17 protein-coding genes are annotated in these 19318 nt (G+C 37.8%); 14 read left to right on the top strand and 3 right to left on the bottom strand.

Features of this window, described 5'->3' with window-relative positions; translation table 11 throughout:
• The first annotated feature begins 92 nt into the window (after positions 1-92).
• The 6 genes from LBYS_RS04600 to trmB are packed head-to-tail and all read left to right on the top strand — an operon-like array spanning position 93 to position 8566.
• Positions 93-3083, top strand: a complete 2991-nt coding sequence (locus LBYS_RS04600; protein WP_013407721.1) for a tetratricopeptide repeat protein — start codon at positions 93-95, stop codon at positions 3081-3083.
• Positions 3083-4786: a hypothetical protein gene (locus tag LBYS_RS04595; protein ID WP_013407720.1), complete on the top strand. Its 1704-nt coding sequence runs from the start codon at positions 3083-3085 to the stop codon at positions 4784-4786. Before LBYS_RS04600 ends, LBYS_RS04595 begins: the two co-directional genes overlap by 1 nt.
• A 1-nt stretch (position 4787) precedes the next feature.
• Positions 4788-5675, top strand: a complete 888-nt coding sequence (locus LBYS_RS04590; protein ID WP_013407719.1) for an HU domain-containing protein — start codon at positions 4788-4790, stop codon at positions 5673-5675.
• A 4-nt stretch (positions 5676-5679) separates the two neighbouring features.
• A complete protein-coding gene (locus tag LBYS_RS04585) occupies positions 5680-6609 on the top strand; it encodes a hypothetical protein (protein ID WP_013407718.1) in 930 nt (309 codons plus the stop codon).
• The gene (locus LBYS_RS04580; RefSeq protein WP_013407717.1) at positions 6609-7895 is read left to right on the top strand and encodes a bifunctional folylpolyglutamate synthase/dihydrofolate synthase; all 1287 of its coding nucleotides are present in this window, start codon (positions 6609-6611) and stop codon (positions 7893-7895) included. Before LBYS_RS04585 ends, LBYS_RS04580 begins: the two co-directional genes overlap by 1 nt.
• Positions 7892-8566, top strand: a complete 675-nt coding sequence (trmB, locus tag LBYS_RS04575) for a tRNA (guanosine(46)-N7)-methyltransferase TrmB (protein WP_013407716.1) — start codon at positions 7892-7894, stop codon at positions 8564-8566. The genes LBYS_RS04580 and trmB overlap by 4 nt, the downstream gene beginning before the upstream one ends.
• A gap of 37 nt (positions 8567-8603) precedes the next feature.
• Here the strand turns inward: trmB and gap are convergent, their stop codons facing one another.
• The gene (gene gap, locus LBYS_RS04570) at positions 8604-9617 is read right to left on the bottom strand and encodes a type I glyceraldehyde-3-phosphate dehydrogenase (RefSeq protein WP_013407715.1); all 1014 of its coding nucleotides are present in this window, start codon (positions 9615-9617) and stop codon (positions 8604-8606) included.
• Between the two features lie 307 nt (positions 9618-9924).
• Between gap and LBYS_RS04565 the strand changes: the two genes are divergently transcribed.
• The 4 genes from LBYS_RS04565 (at position 9925) to LBYS_RS04555 (ending at position 14592) form a co-directional block, all read left to right on the top strand.
• On the top strand, positions 9925-10743 hold the full coding sequence (locus LBYS_RS04565; RefSeq protein WP_013407714.1) for a 2,3,4,5-tetrahydropyridine-2,6-dicarboxylate N-succinyltransferase: 819 nt from the start codon (positions 9925-9927) through the stop codon (positions 10741-10743).
• A 350-nt stretch (positions 10744-11093) separates the two neighbouring features.
• On the top strand, positions 11094-11492 hold the full coding sequence (locus tag LBYS_RS04560) for a helix-turn-helix transcriptional regulator (protein ID WP_187287921.1): 399 nt from the start codon (positions 11094-11096) through the stop codon (positions 11490-11492).
• A gap of 1917 nt (positions 11493-13409) precedes the next feature.
• A complete protein-coding gene (locus LBYS_RS19590) occupies positions 13410-13727 on the top strand; it encodes an early set domain-containing protein (RefSeq protein ID WP_229310461.1) in 318 nt (105 codons plus the stop codon).
• 19 nt (positions 13728-13746) lie between these two features.
• Positions 13747-14592: an alpha/beta hydrolase gene (locus LBYS_RS04555; RefSeq protein WP_229310460.1), complete on the top strand. Its 846-nt coding sequence runs from the start codon at positions 13747-13749 to the stop codon at positions 14590-14592.
• 26 nt (positions 14593-14618) lie between these two features.
• On the opposite strand, the gene LBYS_RS19890 is transcribed toward LBYS_RS04555, so the two are convergent.
• Complete coding sequence (locus LBYS_RS19890; protein WP_083794544.1) at positions 14619-15239, bottom strand: acyltransferase family protein; 621 nt, start codon at positions 15237-15239, stop codon at positions 14619-14621.
• A 40-nt stretch (positions 15240-15279) separates the two neighbouring features.
• Positions 15280-15645 carry an acyltransferase family protein gene (locus LBYS_RS19730; RefSeq protein ID WP_041823440.1) on the bottom strand — a complete coding sequence of 122 codons (366 nt, stop codon included), beginning with the start codon at positions 15643-15645 and terminating at the stop codon, positions 15280-15282.
• A 148-nt stretch (positions 15646-15793) separates the two neighbouring features.
• On the opposite strand from LBYS_RS19730, the gene LBYS_RS04540 reads away from it, so the two are divergent.
• From LBYS_RS04540 to LBYS_RS04525, 4 genes are all read left to right on the top strand, one after another.
• Positions 15794-16099, top strand: a complete 306-nt coding sequence (locus LBYS_RS04540) for a DUF6804 family protein (RefSeq protein WP_013407710.1) — start codon at positions 15794-15796, stop codon at positions 16097-16099.
• Between the two features lie 463 nt (positions 16100-16562).
• On the top strand, positions 16563-17066 hold the full coding sequence (locus tag LBYS_RS04535; protein WP_013407709.1) for a DUF4199 domain-containing protein: 504 nt from the start codon (positions 16563-16565) through the stop codon (positions 17064-17066).
• Positions 17050-17664, top strand: a complete 615-nt coding sequence (locus LBYS_RS04530; protein ID WP_013407708.1) for a Vat family streptogramin A O-acetyltransferase — start codon at positions 17050-17052, stop codon at positions 17662-17664. Before LBYS_RS04535 ends, LBYS_RS04530 begins: the two co-directional genes overlap by 17 nt.
• A 90-nt stretch (positions 17665-17754) precedes the next feature.
• Positions 17755-19317: a Na+/H+ antiporter gene (locus LBYS_RS04525; protein WP_013407707.1), complete on the top strand. Its 1563-nt coding sequence runs from the start codon at positions 17755-17757 to the stop codon at positions 19315-19317.
• Position 19318 lies beyond the last annotated feature (1 nt).

The raw sequence follows: 19318 nt of genomic DNA, 5'->3' as shown, positions 1-19318 counted from the left end.
CGACAAATCTACAATTTTTATGGTCATTGAACGTTTTTTCGGGGAAAATTACTGGATAATTTTCCTAATTTTGCTCAATTATCAAGTCACATATGAAATTCAAATCCCTGGCTTTGGCCTTGACCTGTTTTAGTGCGTATTCCCAGAATACTTTAAGTTATTCTTCTATAGAATCCCACTACAATAATGGTGTAGAATTGTTTGGTAAAAAAGCCTACAGTTCTGCTCGAAAAGAGTTTCAGAACTACATTTCGCTTTCCGCTAAAAGTCTTAATCCTAATAAGTTTAATCTGGCGAATGCAGAGTATTACTCGGCCATGTCTTCGCTTTATTCCAAAGCTTTGGATGCAGATATAGAGGTGGAACGCTTTGTTCTGAATCATGGAGATCATCCGAAAGCTAAGATCATTTATGCTGATTTGGCTCAACGTTATTACGAAAGAGGAGAATATAAAGACGCCATTCGATATTATGAGAAGGCCTTGTCTAATAGGGCAGATAATCTAGATACCTATGAGATTCGTTATCAACTAGGGGTTTCGTATTATCAATTGGGTGATTTCCAAAATGCTTTGACCCAATTTGATTACGTTAAAGGCACCGTGATTGAAAATGCAGTGAATGCGGCTTATTATGCTGCTGTAATTAATTTCAGGAATGGAAATTTTGATTTGGCACTGACCGACTTAAGAAGAGTGGAGAATGTGCCGGCGTACAGAACGGAAGTTCCGAATTGGATAGGTCAAATCTTGTATAAGCAGAAGCAATACGATGAGCTATTATCCTATGCGGAGCCTATCATAGCAAAACCGGAAGGTAGAAAATATGATGATTTAGCCCTATTAGCGGGTGAAGTTTCCTACTTTAATAATAATTACGAGAAAGCCGCTTTGTACTATGATAAGTATAAAGCCCTTAAAAAGTCGAACACTTCCAATCAAGTTACATTCCGTCATGCATTTAGCTTGTATAAGACAGGCAAATTTGAAAGTGCTTCTGCACTCTTCAAAACCATAGCAGGGGATAAGGATGAGATTGGGCAGCAATCGGCTTATTATCTGGGCATTTGTGCCTTAAGAACAGGTGATTTGAATGCGGCCATGACGGCTTTCGATGTAGCTAGAAAGGGAACTTTTGATGCTTCCATTAAGGAAGAGGCTCAATACAATTACGTTAAAGTTCTGGTAGAGAAAGGGAATAACCAGCAGGCCATTGTGGACTTACAAAATTACGTAAAGGAGTATCCTAATGGTAAGTACGTGGATGAAACCAATGAGTTGCTCAGTGAGATTCTGTTTGAGACGAATAATTATGTAGCTGCCCTTAAATACATAGAGGGTTTAAGTAGGACTACTCCAAAGATTGATGAGGCGTACCAAAAGTTAGCTTATAGTCAAGGGGTTCAGGAATACAATTCGGGTAGGTTTGCGAATGCCATTCAATATTTCGACAAGTCTTTGGTGAAGGTGTCAAGTAGGGATTTAGCCGTTCAAGCCAAATTATGGAAGGCGGAGTCATTGTACCAACAAGATCAGATTCAAGCAGCAGAGGCCCTTTACAGAGAGCTATTGACCTCTTCGGATAAGATTGCCCGATTGAAAAGCCAATACGCCTTAGGCTATATGAGCTTTAATAATGAGCGCTATTCAGATGCTTTGCGCTTTTTCCAGGATTTTAAATCAGGAGGAAGGGGCGAAGCCAGTTTGCAAACTTCTTTGGATGATGCCAATTTGAGAATTGGTGATTGCTTCCTGATGGCGAAGAATTTCAGTCAAGCACTTCAAGTGTATGATGATGCTTTCAAAGGAAATACCAGCGGTAAGGATTATGCTTTGTACCAAAAGGGAATGGCTTTGAGATATTTGGGCAGAGAAAATGAAGCGAAGAATACTTTTGATCAGTTTTCTAGAACCTTCCCTAATTCCCGACTATTAGATGAGGTTTTGTTTCAAAATGGTAACCTGGCTATGGAAGCCGGCAATTACAATGGTGCAATTAACACCTTCTCCAATATCTTAAAGAGACAGACTAATTCAGAGCTTACTGCTCATGTGCTTTTACGGAGAGGTATTGCTTATAGCAACGTAGAGAAATATGACAATGCAATTTCTGATTTTAAGCAGATTTTAAATAAATTCGGAAAATCTAAGTATGCTTCAGAGGCTTTCTTAGGTATTAGAGAGGCCCTAAGTCAGGCAAATAGGTCAGAAGAATTCTTTGAAATTGCTGAGGTATATAAGAAGAATAATCCAGAGGGATCCTCTGTGCAAGGTTTGCAATTTGAAACCGCGAAAGATCTGTTCTTTGCAGAGAAATACGATGCTGCAATCAGTGCTTTCACGAAATTTATCTCCCAATATCCGGGTTCTGTATATACGCCGGAGGCCAATTATTTGATTGGGGAGTCCTATTTAGGCTTGAAAAAGACTACGGAAGCCTTGAAGTATTATCAGACTATAGTTAATGAAGGTCAATTGGAGTATTTATCACAGGCTGCGAGTAGATCTGCTGGGATATATTTTGAGAAAAAGCAATTTGAAGAGGCAGCGCGCAACTACAATCAAGTGGTGAATACTACTTCAGATCAGAGAGAAATGATTGTGGCTTATGAAGGTTGGATGAAGTCGCAGTATGAATTAAAGAAATACGATCAGACTCTGGAATTAGCGGAGAAAATTCTTACCACTGGTCCGGAGGTAGTTGTAGGAGCTAAAAACCGTGCGGAGTTATATAAAGGTAAGGCGTATATGGGAATGAGCAATTGGGCTTCAGCTAAAATTCAGTTTGAAAAAACCATAGAATTGGGTAAAGACGTTTCTGCAGCAGAAGCGAAATACCGTTTAGGTGAAATTCAATACAAGCAGAAGGAGTACGATGCTTCTATCAAAACCATGCAGGAATTAGCTTCAAACTATTCTGATTTTCTGGAATGGTATGAGAATGCTTTCCTTTTGATAGCCGATAACTACCTGGGAAAGAATGATTCTTTCATGGCAAAAGCCACTTTAAATTCTATCATTGAAAATTCTGAAAATGCGGAGACGGTAGCTAAAGCCCGTCAGAAATTAAATGCTATAAAATAATGAGATACGTCTTAACCTTTGCTTTCCTAGCAGCTGCCTGCGTAGTTCAGGCTCAAAAGAAAGTGGTGAATGAAGAAATTAATATCACCAAAGAGAGAGAGGTCAGCGTACCTAAGGCTACCAAACTCACAGAAAAGATTCCGCAAGCTCCTTCCACTGTGAAGGAGAAGAAGATGAATTATTCCTTTTTTGATCGTAAACCTACGGGAGTAGAAGAAGTAAATTTTAATCCCAATGTCATCTCTCCTCAAGATAACAAGGCTGCGAAGAAGGATGATATTCTTGGATTTGATAATTATCTGAAGCTTGGTGCAGGAAATTATGGTAGGTTATTTGGAGAACTGTACTTGAATACTCCACAAGACAGAAATCTGGTGTATGGCATAAATGCTATGCATAATTCTACATCCAAAGGACCAATAGAGGGTAAACTATCAGGGCAGAGTAATAGTAAAGTAGGTATATATGGTAAGTATCACCAGAATACTTATGAAGTGAGATTAGATGCGGGATATGAGAATAAGATTTATCATTTTTATGGATTTGACACCACCGCAAATTTTAATTATACCAAGGCTGACCTTCGTCAGCGCTTAAACATGTTCAATTTTGGCGCCACCTTAGAAAATACCAGACCTAAGCCTATAGTAGATTATAAATTGACTACGGGGGTTAATACCTTGAATAATGCATTTGACGCTTCTGAATTAGATTGGGCTACTTCTTTAAGAATGTTCTTCCCCTTATATGAAGATAAGATTAAGGCGGCAATTAATGCAGAAGCCTATGTTACGCATATGTCTGATAATCTAGTGGAGAATCCGGATAGAAAGCGTAATCTATTCCGCATTGAACCTGCGTTTAACTTTGATTTCGGAAGTTTTTCAGCACATCTAGGATTTAAGGTCTTAAGTCAGTCAGATCCTACTGTTAATGCTGCCAGTAGCAAAGGATATCCTAGTGTAACGCTGACGTATAAGACTCCCACAATGGTTTACATCTTCGGGGGATATGACGGAGACATTGTGAGAAATACCATGCGTTCCATGTTATTAGAGAATCCTTGGTTGACGGAAAGTTTTGCTATACAAAATACATATAAGAACAAGGATATCTTTTTAGGAGCTAGAGGAGAATTGTACAATGGCATAAGTTTCAATGTGAAGGGTTCATATGGTACTTACCAAGATTTGTATTATTTTGATCAATTTGACGGTACTCCATTTTCTCCTTTAGGAAGTCCATTGAATGTGACGAAATTTGATGCGGTCTATGAAGATAAGCATACGGACTTCTTTAATGCTTCATTTGAAGTAGGTTATTCCGGAAATGAGATTTGGAGGCCGGTGTTTAAGTTGGATTACAACTATTATGAAAAGGGAAAATTCGAAAAACCATATCATAGACCTGCGGTTAATGCCAGATGGGGGAACACCATAACCTTAACGGACAGATTGGTTTCTTCCTTGGATTTTTACTATATTGGAGGCATATTTGCTAGAAATCTGGAGCCGTTTGGAGATAAGCCTTACGTGAAGTTGAATGATATAGTTGACCTTAATGCGGAATTTACCTACCTGTTCACGGATCATTTGGCTGGTTTTATAAAACTGAATAATATTATTGGTAAGAACTATCAGAGGTATTATAATTATCATCAAATGGGTATTAACTTTCTAGCGGGAATAAACATAGCTTTATAAAATGATGCCATCTGATATCAGGGAACATATACTTACTCACGACTTTGTCATGCTGCCGGGAATAGGAGCTTTTGTGGCAGAATATTCTCGACCGTATTTTTCTGAGACGGGGGATATTATCCCGGGAGAAAGAACCCTGAGATTTAATCCTTTGCTAAGGAATGATTCAGATGTCAGCTTATTGGAGGCTCTGCGCCAGAAGCATCAATTAAGTATTGAAGAAGTTCAGGATAAATACTTCGCCTTTTTGGATCAGGTTATGGAAGACCTAGAGAAGAAAGGAGAATATAAGTGGGAGGGCCTGGGCCGATTAACACTAAAAAATGGGGAAATCAACTTTGAGCCGCTTGCGAAAAAAGTGGTGACAGAAAGTATCAAAAGGGAAGATTTCCCATTGCCGGATGAAGAACAAGGTTTCCCATTGCAGGAGGAAGAAGATGATTTCCAATTGCCCGAGGAGGATGAAGAAGGTTCTGAGAATAAAACCGCGAAATATCTTATCTTTGCATTACCTCTAGTACTTCTTAGTGCTGCTTTGGTTTACATGGTATTTTTTAAACCTTCTAGGAGAGAAGTAGTCAAAGAAATAGAACCGGAATTGAGTTTACCTGAAGAGGTCATAATAGACACATTAAGTACGGATACGGTGACTTATGTTAACCCTGAGGAAATTGAAAATTACAGAGTTGATATAGGTATATATAAGAGAGAAAAGGATGCCGCGAAGATAGTGGCGTTTTTAGAAAGTAAGGGGTATAGACCGAAGGTAAAGCCTCATGGTCCCCTTTTTAAAGTATTTCTTCCGGCTAGCTCAGAGGAGCAAGCCAGGAGATATGTGAAAGATGTGGGGAAGTTAATTGACGATACCCCTGTTTATGTAAGACTATAGTAAAATGGAAAATACACAACAAATTCGAGCAAAAGCGTGGGGCTACAGTATATTTCTGTATGCCGGACTTTTGTTGGCTTTGTACTTCATAAAGATTGTTTATGAGCCACCCGTGGAAGAGGTGGCTTTTGGCGTTGATTTGAATTATGGTGTAGATCTTGTGGGATCAGGAGATATTCAAACTTTGAATAAGGCGAATGACAGCAAGAATGCATACGATGTAAAGCCTGAAGCTGGTCCAAGGACACCGGAAAAAGCTACTCCGGCTCCTTCAAAACCTAAACCACAGGCTTCTGTAAAAGCAGCCCCTACTAAGGTTTTGACGGCTAGTGAAGATACAAAAGTTACTGTTAAAGAGCCTGTTAAGACTTCAAAACCTGCACCTGTAGAGAGTAAAACGGTGGAATCCAAAACTCCGGCAAAGGCTCCGGTAGAAACTCCTGCTCCTAGGTCAGTAGACAATAGTTCCTTGATGAAAAAGTCGTCTGGTTCCGGCGGAAACACTGGTTCTAACGGAACGGTAGGAAGTAGAGATGGAGTGGGTGGAAATAATAATGGTGATGGAAAACCAGGCGAAGTGGGCGACAAAGGAGATCCAAGAGGAACTTTGGATGGAAAATCATTATATGGTAATCCGGGTACCGGAGGTGGAACCAGTGGAACCTCAGTGAGCATTAGCGGTTGGAAGAATAAAGGCAGCCTGAATATCAGCAAGGATAATTCTAGCGAAACGGGTACTATAGTTTACGATGTAGTCATCAATGATTTTGGTGACGTCATCAGTATAAAAAACAGACCTACTAATTTAAGCCCATCTGTGATTAGTTATTACAGAGAGCAGATTCGGTCAAAATTGAAATCCACTTTGCAGGCAGAGGGTACACCACCTAGCAGATCTACAGGTACCATAACTATACGTATCTCCAGAGGATAATGACATACCAGGAAACGGTTGACTATCTATATAGTCAACTTCCCGCTTTTCAGAAGTTGGGCGAAAAAGCCATAAAACCAAAATTGACTAACATCCGCGCTCTATGTGAGATGTTGGGTAATCCCCAGAATAATTTTCCAAGTATACATGTAGCAGGTACGAATGGGAAAGGCAGCAGCTCCCATTTTCTTACTTCCATTCTAATGGAGGCAGGTTATAAGGTAGGATTGTATACTTCTCCTCACTTGAGAGACTACCGAGAGCGCTTCAGGATCAACGGAGAGATGGCGCCTGAGAATTGCATAATTGAATTCGTCCGGGAGTATGGTCGGGAATTTTCAATTCTCAAGCCTTCGTTTTTTGAGGTGTCCGTTGCCCTTGCATTTAAGTATTTTTCCGACCAAAAGGTGGATGTTGCCGTAATCGAAGTAGGCCTTGGGGGTAAATGGGATTCGACTAATGTAATTAGCAATGTGCTTTTGTCCTATATTAGCAATATTGGCTTTGATCATACAGAGATATTAGGGGATACTTTAGATAAAATTGCCGGAGAGAAAGCAGGGATTATAAAGGAAGGGGTTCCTGTGGTCATATCGGAGTATTTACCGGAAACGCGCACGGTATTTGCAGAAGTGGCGGAGTCACATCAATCTCCTATAAGTTATGCTCAGGACGAGTGGACTGTAGGGGCGATTAGGTCAACTGTAGATCACCTATCCGTGGATCTGGAGCGAAATGGGGAGCATTATTCCATTGAATCTGAGTTAGTTGGGGAGTATCAAATATCTAATATTAGAGGGGTTCTGGAAGCTTGTAGAAGACTGGATGGGATATTAAATATTCCTAAAAGCGCTGTGATTCAAGGCTTTGCGAAGGTCGTGACTAATACAGGCTTGAAGGGTAGATGGCAGATTTTAAGTCGGAAACCCCTTATTATCTGCGATACCGGTCATAATGATCAGGCCTTTCAGATTACTTTACAAAGGATCAGTAAGGAGAACTACGGGCATTTGTATTATATACTAGGCTTTGTGCGGGATAAGGATATCAGTAAGATTTGTAAGTACATTCCCGCAGATGCGAAGTTGCTCCTATGTACTTTTAATTCTTTTAGAGCAAGAACCGTAGAAGAGCTAGAAGATCTAAGAAAGATCTTGCCTAATGAGATTAGCATTCATAAGAATGTAAATGAAGCTTTAGCTAAAGTTAGGAGGGAAGCAAAGGAAAATGATATAGTATATGTAGGTGGTAGCACCTATTTAGTGGCAGAAATAGAAGAATTATGACTAGAAAGAAATTACACCGTTTTCAGCATAATGCGACGGCAGAGAATGTAATTGAGCGAGGAAAACCCTTATATACCACTATAAAAGGAAAATGGAATGAGGTTTATTTTAAGAACCATAACCCTATAGTACTTGAATTAGCCTGTGGAAAGGGGGAATATACGGTAGGTTTAGGTAGTAGGTTTCCGGAGCATAATTTCATTGGTGTAGATATCAAAGGAGATAGAATAGCCCGTGGAAGTGTAAAAGCCATGGAAGCAGGACTGGAAAATGTAGCTTTTTTAAGGACGGGGATTCAATTTTTAGATGAATTTTTTGAGCCGGATGAGGTTTCAGAGATCTGGTTGGTGCATCCGGATCCTCAGCCGCGGGATAAAGAAGAGAAAAGAAGATTGACCAATAGTAAATTTCTGGATCTTTATAAAAGGTATTTAAAGGAAGGCGGCATATACCATCTGAAGACGGATAGTAGTTTCTTATTTGAGTATTCTTTGGAGGTTATGCAGCAGGATCCTGATTTTGAAATCCTGGAATATACCAGAGATTTGTACCATTCTCCCTTAAAGGAAGGTCATTTTGAGATAGTGACGCATTACGAAAAGTTATTCACAGAGAAAGGGTCTACTATACACTATATGAAAGCGAGATTAGTGAATAAAAAAAGGCAGTGAGTATTCACTGCCTTTGCTATAAAAATTCGCAAAGTTATTATTTTGATATTAATTCTGCGAAGTATTTTACGGTTCTAACCAATTGAGAAACGTAAGACATTTCGTTATCATACCAAGATACAGTTCTTACTAATTGTGTATCTCCTACAGTCTGAACGCGTGTCTGCGTTGCATCAAACAGGGATCCATAGCTGATACCGATGATGTCACTACTTACGATTTCATCTTCAGTGTATCCGAAACTTTCGTTAGCAGCAGCTTTCATAGCGGCATTGATTTCTTCTACACTTACTTTCTTAGATAGAACGGCAGTAAGTTCAGTCAATGATCCTGTAAGAGTAGGTACACGCTGAGCAGAACCGTCTAATTTACCTTTCAAGCTAGGAAGTACTAAACCGATAGCTTTAGCAGCACCAGTACTGTTAGGAACGATGTTTTGTGCAGCTGCTCTGGCTCTTCTTAAATCACCTTTTGGATGAGGAGCATCCTGAGTGTTTTGGTCGTTAGTATAAGCATGAACCGTAGTCATCAATCCGTTTACGATACCAAATTTCTCTTCTAGTACCTGCGCCATAGGGGCTAAACAGTTAGTAGTACAAGAAGCACAAGAGATGATGGTCTCAGAACCGTCAAGGATGTTATGGTTAACATTGAAAACTATGGTTTTCAAGTCTCCGGTAGCTGGAGCAGAAATAACCACTTTTTTAGCTCCGGCTTTGATATGAGCGCTAGCTTTCTCTGCATCAGCAAAGAATCCAGTACATTCCAGTACAACGTCAACGTCATGTGAACCCCAAGGAATTTGCGATGGATCCCTTTGAGCATAAATATTGATGGAGTCGCCATTTACGATAATCGAATTGTCTGTAGACTGTACCGTACCATTGAATCTACCGTGAGCAGTATCATATTTCAATAGGTGTGCCAGAACTTGAGGGCTAGTGAGGTCATTAATGGCCACAACATCAATCCCTTCCATGTCATAAATCTGACGAAATACAAGACGTCCGATTCTACCAAATCCGTTAATCGCAACTTTAATTTCTTTCATTTGATTATGTCTTTAAGTTTTTGCAAAGTTAGTATTTTTTTAGAATTAATATCGAAAAGGGGCATTTTATCAATATTTACTCAATAGCTAATTGAATTAGCATTTTTATATTTCTTTTCCTGCTTCAATTTTCTTCCTATCTTTACGGAATCAGCTATCAACAGAATAATATTTGGCTATAAATCAGACAAGTGCTACAACATCTAAATTTATATGCATTTTTTCTTATATGCCTAATATTATCAGAATATTATAGTAAAATAAAGCAAGTAAAAGTATAACTTATAATTATTAATATCAGTCAAAAATGGAGCTACTTGAACAGAGAATTTTAGCCGCATGGGAAAACAGAGACTTATTGAAAGACGCTGATACAGTATTAGCTATCGAAGAGGCGATTGCTAAAGTTGACGCCGGAGTGTTAAGAGTTGCTAATAAGAATAGCGAAGATAAATGGGTTGTCAATGAATGGGTGAAGAAGGCTATCATTCTGTATTTCCCACTTAGAAAGATGGAAAAAATGGAAGCGGGCATTTTCGAGTATCACGATAAAATGCAATTAAAGACCAATTATGCAGAATTGGGAGTAAGAGTGGTTCCTCCTGCAGTTGCACGTTATGGATCCTACATTGCACCAGGTGCAATCTTGATGCCGAGCTATGTAAATATTGGAGCATATGTGGACTCAGGTACTATGGTAGATACCTGGGCAACGGTGGGAAGTTGTGCTCAGATTGGTAAAGACGTGCACTTAAGTGGCGGTGTAGGTATAGGTGGAGTGCTAGAACCAGCCCAGGCGTCACCGGTGATTATTGAAGATGGAGCATTCATAGGTTCAAGATGTATAGTGGTGGAAGGAGCTCATATTGGAAAACGTGCAGTGCTAGGTGCGGGAGTTACCATAACCGGAAGTTCGAAGATTATTGACGTTACTGGAGAAGAGCCGGTTCAGTATGTGGGTTATGTGCCAGAGAATTCTGTGGTCATTCCGGGTACATTGCCTAAGAAATTCCCGGCCGGAGAATACGGCATTCCTTGTGCTTTGATCATAGGAAAGCGAAAGGAAAGTACAGATTTAAAGACTTCTTTGAATGATGCGCTGAGAGAAAATAACGTTAGTGTATAAAAAATGCCCCGGAAATTCCGGGGCTTTTTCATTTTCTAAAATGGATTCTTAAGTCTTAAATGTCGTTTTAGGAAAGCAATGTCTTGTATAGGAAAGCACTTAAATCGGCACTACAAAAGTATACTATTCTAAAATAATTCTCCAAACGTATTTACAAAAATATTTTTTCTCCTTCGTATTTCCTGACCTTAAATTATTGGAAAAGTACAAATATCTATTAATCAATAGATTATATATAGTTACAAATGTTATTTCATAATTTATAAATGTTAATATATTAAAATTACATTTGTAATTCATAGAATATTTTTGTTAATTTTGTATTGTTAACAATTGTATTCATGCCTAGTTTGAAGGAGAAAATTGAAGCTTTAATTGTGGGTTTAGATGTTAGTAGTACGCGATTTGCGGACCTTATTGGCGTTAAAAGGCCTGTAATTAGCCATATACTCAACGGTAGAAACAAGCCAAGTTTGGACATTATACAGAAGATTGTTGAGCGGTTTCCTTCCTTGGAGTACAACTGGATTGGGGATGATCAGGATTTAGACATGGATTTAGTGGAGGAAATCCGTAAAAATGACCTTTTTTATTCTTCGCGAGAATTTAATGGTTCGGACGAATGCTCAGACGACTCTCAAATATTCAATTCTCAGGCCGAATCGAAAAATAAAAAAAAAGTGGTGAAAGTGGTGTTTTTTTATGACGATGATACTTTCAAAGTTTTCCAACCTGAAGCCTTTGCGTGAAGGAATTCAAATTCTTGATTTTCATTTTATTTTTTAGATTTACTTGGATTAGACATTAATACTTTTTACCAACTAGGTTGTTGAGTTTTTTATCTGAGTATCTGATCCTACATATTGGGATTTTTTGGGGAAGTGTATTTTCTTTGTTCCGGTCGACTGGATTTCTTGTTATACTTCCTTCTAGTTCCTTACCAATATTTTGAAAGTTTATAGATGTCGCTTAGACCATGTCCTAACATGGAAAGTTCCCCTATGATTTTAGGGATACTTTTTTGACGATTTCCGATATTAATAGTTTCTATTTCTTTGTCTTTATAGAAGTCGGATTTGTTTTTGATTTTACTTTTTCAGGTATTTATGGATTGGGTACCTATTCCATTGAATTTCGTTTAATCTAATTATTTTGGTCACTTTACATCGCTTTTTTTGTTTCATATTCTTTTTTTGCGTAGTATTTGTTAGGCAATGAAATAGTACTCTTATCCTGAATTTGTATTTGGATAAGACTATTGATCATGTTCTTATTCGTTAGACTACTTGTGTTTCATTAGTTGTGTCATTATGGTTCATCAGGGTTATAGGAGTTTTATTTTTTTGATGGGTGTTTTATTCCTTAAAAGTATTCTTTAAAATGGGTGCAACATTTTTATTAGAGGGTCACTCCGTAAGTAACTTTTAGTTTTGACTTCAATACCCGTATTGAATTTCTTTTTTCTTTTTGATTTTGGCTTCTGATTTTAGGTTAGCATCTTTCGCTTTGTGGATTTTGTTTTGAAATAGATTCATCTTATTTGCTTTGCTTCCTCTGGGATGTGATTTTAGTTTTTGATACTTGAAGTTCTGCTCTCGAACTTGGGTAAAGGATCAAGTTTACTACTGGGTTTTGCATATGTACTAATTTTAATTGGAGCTCATTGTTCAATTCTAGGTGACCTATAGGTAAAGACTTTGATTCAATTCATTAAAAATATAGGGAAATTCGTATTTAATTTTTTATGAAGCATTTAGAGAATTGGAGGTGTTCATTCTCTATTTTCCAAACGTGGATTATTGACTTGTCATGAAGTAGAATATTTGCAGTTCTTACATACTCGGCGGATATTTTGAAGGGTATTCATGTCCATGTACTGTATAATAAATGATGTAGGAATTTTAGAGGTAGTTTTACTTTTTAGTTGGCACTTGAAGCAGTTAGAACAAAGGATTTTGACTGAAAGCTTGTTTAGTTGATTGAAAGATAATGTGTTTAACACTGGTAAAACCTTGTTTGGCTTTATATATGATTTCATTTCTTTTCGGTTGCCGGGGGATAATTGTTTTTGATCTTTTTTTAGTTTCTTTCCTTCATTGGTTTTCAATCTGAGTGAATTTTTACTTTTATTTTATGATGAGGTACCTCTCTTTTTGGTACTAAATCTTTCTGCAAATCTTAGCTGAGCAAGGTTAATTTTTGTATGGAATTACCTATTTCGTTATTCATTATTTCCTCTTTAGATTTTCGCATTTGTACTAGGTTTTTGTAGGTTTTACTTTTTTAGGAGAGTAGGAACCATTTATCAAGTAAGTAGTCCTTTGTTATGAAAACCAGGTATAGAATACGATGTTTTATTTGAAAAAATTAGCAGTAGAAATGGTTTTAGTGCAGGCTAATTCAAATATCTTCGGCGGGAAATAGGTCCACTTTATAACATAAATTGTTTTCTCTTTACGAATTAATATTGAGATGTTTAGGTGAAGAATTTGTTTGTTCTTATTTTTAAGTGGCTGGTTGTGGGAGCTGTAATTGGTTGGGCGGGTACATTCAATAGGTTTAGTGTCCTGGCGTATTTCAAGAGTGTGCGGCGTTTTTGGCAATATAATGTACCTATTCCTGTGATGGGAATAAACGAGTTGGGTAATAAATTAAATCAAGTAATAATGAAAAGAACCATTTTAATTTTAGGAGTATTCTTACTTTCTAGTTTTAGTATTTATGCTCAGCAAAATTTGGATTTTTCTGGTGCTCAGGGCATAATTTCTCCGCAAGTTCATGAGGATAATACGGTTACTTTCCGCTTAGACGCCCCTAAAGCTCAAGAAGTACTATTGCAAGGTGACTGGATGCCGGCAGAAGGTTGGACTCCGGGTAGAGCTGCTATGAAAAAGGATGAAAAGGGAATATGGACCTATACTACATCTGCTTTAAGGTCAGATATGTTTATGTACAACTTTAGTGGATGGCGTCAAGATTGTTGATCCTAACAATGTGTATCAGGTGAGGGATATAGCGAACTTGTTCAGTATTTTCATTGTGAATGGTGAACAGGCTTCCTATTATAAAGTGCATGATGTTCCACATGGGTCTGTTACGCGGGTATGGTATGATTCACCAGGATTGAAGAGCAATAGAAGATTAACGGTTTATACGCCGCCGGGATATGAAAGTTCGAAGGAGTCTTATCCTGTATTGTATTTATTACATGGAGTTGGAGGTGATGAAGAAGCTTGGATAAGTTTAGGTAGGACGGCACAGATCATGGATAATTTGATTGCTCAAGGAAAGGCTAAACCTATGTTAGTGGTAATGACCAATGGTCACACCAGTAATACTGCAGCTCCGGGTGAATCCTCAAAAGGATTATACAAGCCAATAATGATGACTCCGGATGTTGGTTCGGGAAATATGGAAAGTACATTTCAGGATGTGATCAACTTTGTGGAGAAAACCTATAGGGTAAAAAAAGAGAAAGCTTCAAGAGCTATAGCAGGTTTGTCTATGGGAGGATCTCATACCTTGTTCATTTCAGCAAATTTACCTAGTACTTTTGACTATGTTGGACTGTTTTCTGCTGCTTACAGATTGAATCGTCCGGACGCTCAGGAGATACCGGCGGTATATGCCAATTATGAGAAGAATCTGGAAAAGCAGAGGGATAATGGATACAAATTGTACTGGATAGCTATGGGTAAGGCCGACTTCTTGTATCAGACGGCTATAGATTTTCGTAAAATGCTCGATGAAAAGAAGGTCAAGTATGTTTATAGGGAATCAGATGGAGGGCATACCTGGTCGAACTGGAGATTATACCTTAGTGAATTTGCACCATTGCTTTTTAAATAAGAGGGGAGGTAATACACCTCCCTTTTCTATATTATCCTTTTTAATGGGGTATAAGTTCTGAGTAAATATGAGACTCCCATTGCAACAAAAAAGCAGATGAATGAGAGTAGAAAGAACTTGCTTGCTCTACTTATAGGCAAGTCAATTTTGGCATATTGGAAGGCTAAAACTATGGTTAAATGAACCAGATATGCTTCATATGTATTCTCTGATAATACTTGAAGAGATCTTCTATTCTTTAGGTTTATTTTTCTGAAAAAGTAAATTAGGAAGAGAGATAGCGAAATAAATATACTGTTTTCAAAGTAGATCCTCGAGTATAAAGATGGCAGAAATTCTCTTATGATAATACCTACAATGAGGAGTGGTAAATAGAGAAAAGCAAGTTTTCTGTCGAAGTTTTCCAGCCATTTTTGTTGGTTGACATAATAGCCCGCCATGAAGGCCAAGAAATAATTAGGTATATGTGCTACCTCTACCGGTATAATCCAAGTTTTGCAAAGGTCCAGAGTATATTTATGCCTAAGGATGAGATTGAAGATGCACATTAGGGAGAATAAGAGGAAGGGGTAGATGGGCTTAAACGTTTTGCCTTCTTTTGTGATAAATCGCACTAGAAATGAAAGAATTATCGAGTGAGCGAACATGGACAGGACAAACCAAAGGTGGCCTACGGCTAGTGGGGGTTTATGGAAATATAATTCCTGCGCAAAGGATAGATCCTTTAGATCCGTTTAAGAAATAGTGCAATGGTACGAATACGCATAGACCAAAAATCAGACAGGGTACTCCTAGTCGGACGAGCCTATCTTTCAGGAAACCAAGGGTTCCTTTTTTATTTAAGCTAGGGTAGGTGAAATAGCCGGAGATGAAAAAGTAAAGGGCCATAAGGTAAGACGCATTTATATACATAAAAGTGCCTAAAAAGTCTGCTTTAGCAGAGTCAAAAACCAGCCATGCTCCGCCTGTATCTCCATAAGCCTGGGCTACATGATGGGAAATGACCATAAAGGTTAAATAGATCTTAAGGTGATCTAAGTAGTAAATTCTCATAGATGGTTATAGGTAAAGTTCGGGATTGAAAAATAACAGAAATAATTCCTTTAAAGAGATAACAATTCAAATAATTCCACGACTTGTGATAAATTATTTAGCTTGTTTATGATTTTGGTTGTAATTTAGTATTAGCCTAGAAAAAATAATGAGAACTATACTTAGATATATATTAGCTATTTTATTAATCATGATTTTAGCTAATGTAGAACCTGTCTTTTCTCAAGTGCTTCGATTGATCATAGGATTAGGGTTTTTAGTCTTAGCATTAGATGCAAAAGATAGAGGGAGAGATTATGTCTTTTACTTCTATTTACTTTTATGCTTCTGGTTTCAGCCACTTTTCAAGTTTGAGGTGGATAAGAGTACATGGAATGCCATGAGTATAATAGTAGCTTTACTTCTAGTAATTCCCAGGATGAAGAAAGGAAGAAAATTTGAATTTTTTCAATAATTTAAGCCCTAGTTTCTATACATTGTAGCATTAATTAACGCTAGATGAAACTCTAATCATTTATTCTACTTTTATTTTATTCACTATTTCTTCGTGGTCAGGTTAATCCTACTTAAAATCAGGCATTAGCCCAGAAGTTTGGCGCAGATGATTGTGGAATGAAGATGTATTACCTTGTAATTTTAAAGAGCGGATCAAATACAAGTTTTGATTAGTAATTCAACAATGCCAGTTTTCGAGGTCATATGGAGAATATCGAAAAGTAGCTTCAATTAGGAAGTTTGATTGTGGCAGGCCCTTTAGATAAGAATGAGCTCTCTTATTGAGGGCTATTTATTTTTCAATATATCAAAAGTGAAATGTTTAAGATCCTTAGTGAAGATGCTGAAATCAAGATTGACTTATTTGAGTACGATATCCTTGATTGGTATGGTTCTTCCGCTCCTTTATATTCTAAAAAAATATGGAAACTAAAGCCTTGAAGATGGAAATCAAATGGGCCATAATCTTTTCGGTGGTGGGGCTCATTTGGATGGTATTAGAAAATGTAACGGGTTTGCATGGGAAGTACATAGATTATCATATGTATTTAACAAATCTATTTGCTGTCCCGGCGATTTATATAATGCTTAGAGCTTTACAAGAAAAGAAGCGGATAGATTATCAGGGGAATATGACTTACATGCAGGGTTTATTGTCCGGTTTGATATTTAGTATATTTATTGCTATATTAAGTCCTATTACTCAGTATATTACTTCGTATATCATTGCTCCGGAATACTTTGAAAATGCGATCAAGAGATCTGTGGAGTTAGGATATTTTGGTACTACAGAAGAAGCAGAAGCACAGTTTAATTTTAAGAATTATGTGATCAGTGGGGCCATTGGGGCGTTATTAATGGGAATAATTACCAGTGCTATAGCCATGATCTTTATCCGTACCCAAAAAAATGCAAATTCCAGATAAGAACCAAGTATTTCCATTGCCGCACTATAAGCGACTTTGTTTTTTGAAAAACATTATCAAGAATCCCAATATAATAGTGGGAGACTATACTTATTATGATGATTTTGATGATGTTCAGAATTTTGAGAAGAATGTAAAATACCATTTTGATTTCATTGGCGATAAGCTAGTGATAGGTAAATTTTGTATGATAGCTTCAGATGTAACCTTCATTATGAATGGAGCTAACCATAAAATGGACGGGATTACGGCATATCCTTTCTATATATTTGGTGGAGATTGGGCGGAATCTGCACCGGAAGCTAAGGAGCTTCCATACAAAGGGGATACTATTATTGAGAACGACGTTTGGATAGGTCACAACGTTACGATAATGCCTGGTGTTAAGGTAGGAAACGGAGCCATTATATCTACAAATTCAACCGTTACTAAGGATGTGCCACCATATGCAATAGTAGGGGGTAACCCTGCGCAAATCATAAGAAAAAGGTTTTCCGATGAAAAAATTAAGGAGCTATTAGAGATGAAATGGTGGGATTGGGATCTAGAGAAGATTACCAAAAATCTTTCCTACTTGACCAAGGAGAAAGTAGAATAATTTTCCTCCTTTATATAAAACAAATATTTCTAATTGTTTGGTTTCCAATTTCCTATATTTATTTTTGGTGCATAGAAATATCCCTAATCTATGCACCACACATTACTTTACATTTTAGCACTTTTATTTGCTGTTTTTCTCTTAGTACTCTTAGCTAGGAAATTAAAGATAGCCTATCCCATATTCTTGGTTTTGGCCGGTTTGGGAATTTGTTTTATACCGGGAGTTCCCACCTTGCATTTAGATCCTGACCTTATATTTCTCATCTTTCTACCTCCTTTGTTATATGAGGCTGCGTGGTATACTTCCTGGAATGATTTTTGGAAATGGAAGCGCCCTATTATTCTTTTGGCATTTGGTTTAGTTTTCTTCACATCTAGTATTGTGGCATATGCCAGTGTGGCTCTGATCCCGGGATTTACTCTCGCTTTGGGTTTTCTCTTAGGTGGAATTGTTTCTCCTCCTGATGCAGTTGCAGCAGCATCTGTTTTGAAAGGAATGAGTGTTCCTAAGCGCTTGATGACCATATTGGAAGGGGAGAGTTTAGTGAATGATGCCTCTTCCTTGATTGTATTTCGTTTTGCATTACTAGCGGCTATTTCAGGGTCATTTTCTTTACAAGAAGCTGTGGTTCAGTTCTTTTTGGTAGCCGGTATGGGTGTGGTTGTGGGATTAGTGGGGGCGAATTTTATGTATCTGATTCATAGATATTTACCTACGAATGTGGCCATAGATGCGGCTTTAACAGTGATGACTCCTTATTTATTGTTTTTGTTGGCAGAGCAGTTTCATTTTTCCGGTGTTATGGCTGTGGTAAGTGGGGGTCTATATATGTCTTATCGTTCACACGAAGTGTTTCAAAACGGTAGTACACGTCTGAATATGTTAGGGGTGTGGACTACAATGATATTTGTAATGAATGCTTTGGTTTTTATTTTGATTGGTCTTGAGTTACCAGAAATAATACAAGGTTTAGGGGAATATTCTGTAATTCAAGCTATCAAGTATAGTCTATGGGTCAGTGTATTGGTGATTCTGCTACGTTTCCTTTGGGTTTATCCGGCTGCCCATCTGCCTAGGTGGATCAGTAGAAAGGTGAGAAAAGAGCCCTCTCCGGGTTGGAAGGGGCCTTTGGTGATAAGTTGGGCAGGGATGAGAGGTGTGGTATCATTAGCTACAGCTTTGTCCATTCCACTTTATTTGACAGACGGGGTTGCATTTCCGCAGAGAAATCTGATTTTGTTCATCACTTTTGGGGTGATATTAGTGACATTGGTTTTTCAGGGCTTGACTTTACCTTTCATTCTGAGGATTATTCATTTGGAGGAAATAGATGCTGTGGTACCTGCTGAGATTCAAAGAGCTGGAATTCAAAAGCACTTGAATCAGATTGCTTTAGCAGAATTAAAGGGAATTGAGGGCAATGATTGGCTAAATATATTTAAGGCAAAGTTAGAAAGGGAGGAGCAGCCACAGCCTTTGAGTGTGAAGAAAAGGGAAGAATTCCATGCAGTTCTACTTAAAATCTATTCTTTGCAAAGAAAGGAGTTGTTTAAGTTGAGACGTGAAAACGCCTTTTCAGATGAAGAGATCAGGAGGGCAGAGTTACAATTGGATTTAGACGAAATGAGTATCACAGGAGCTGAACATTAAT

The organism is Leadbetterella byssophila DSM 17132, from assembly GCF_000166395.1.
Lineage (GTDB): Bacteria > Bacteroidota > Bacteroidia > Cytophagales > Spirosomataceae > Leadbetterella > Leadbetterella byssophila.
The sequence above is the reverse complement of the archived record's forward strand: the minus strand, read 5'-3'. Positions and strand labels throughout refer to the sequence as shown.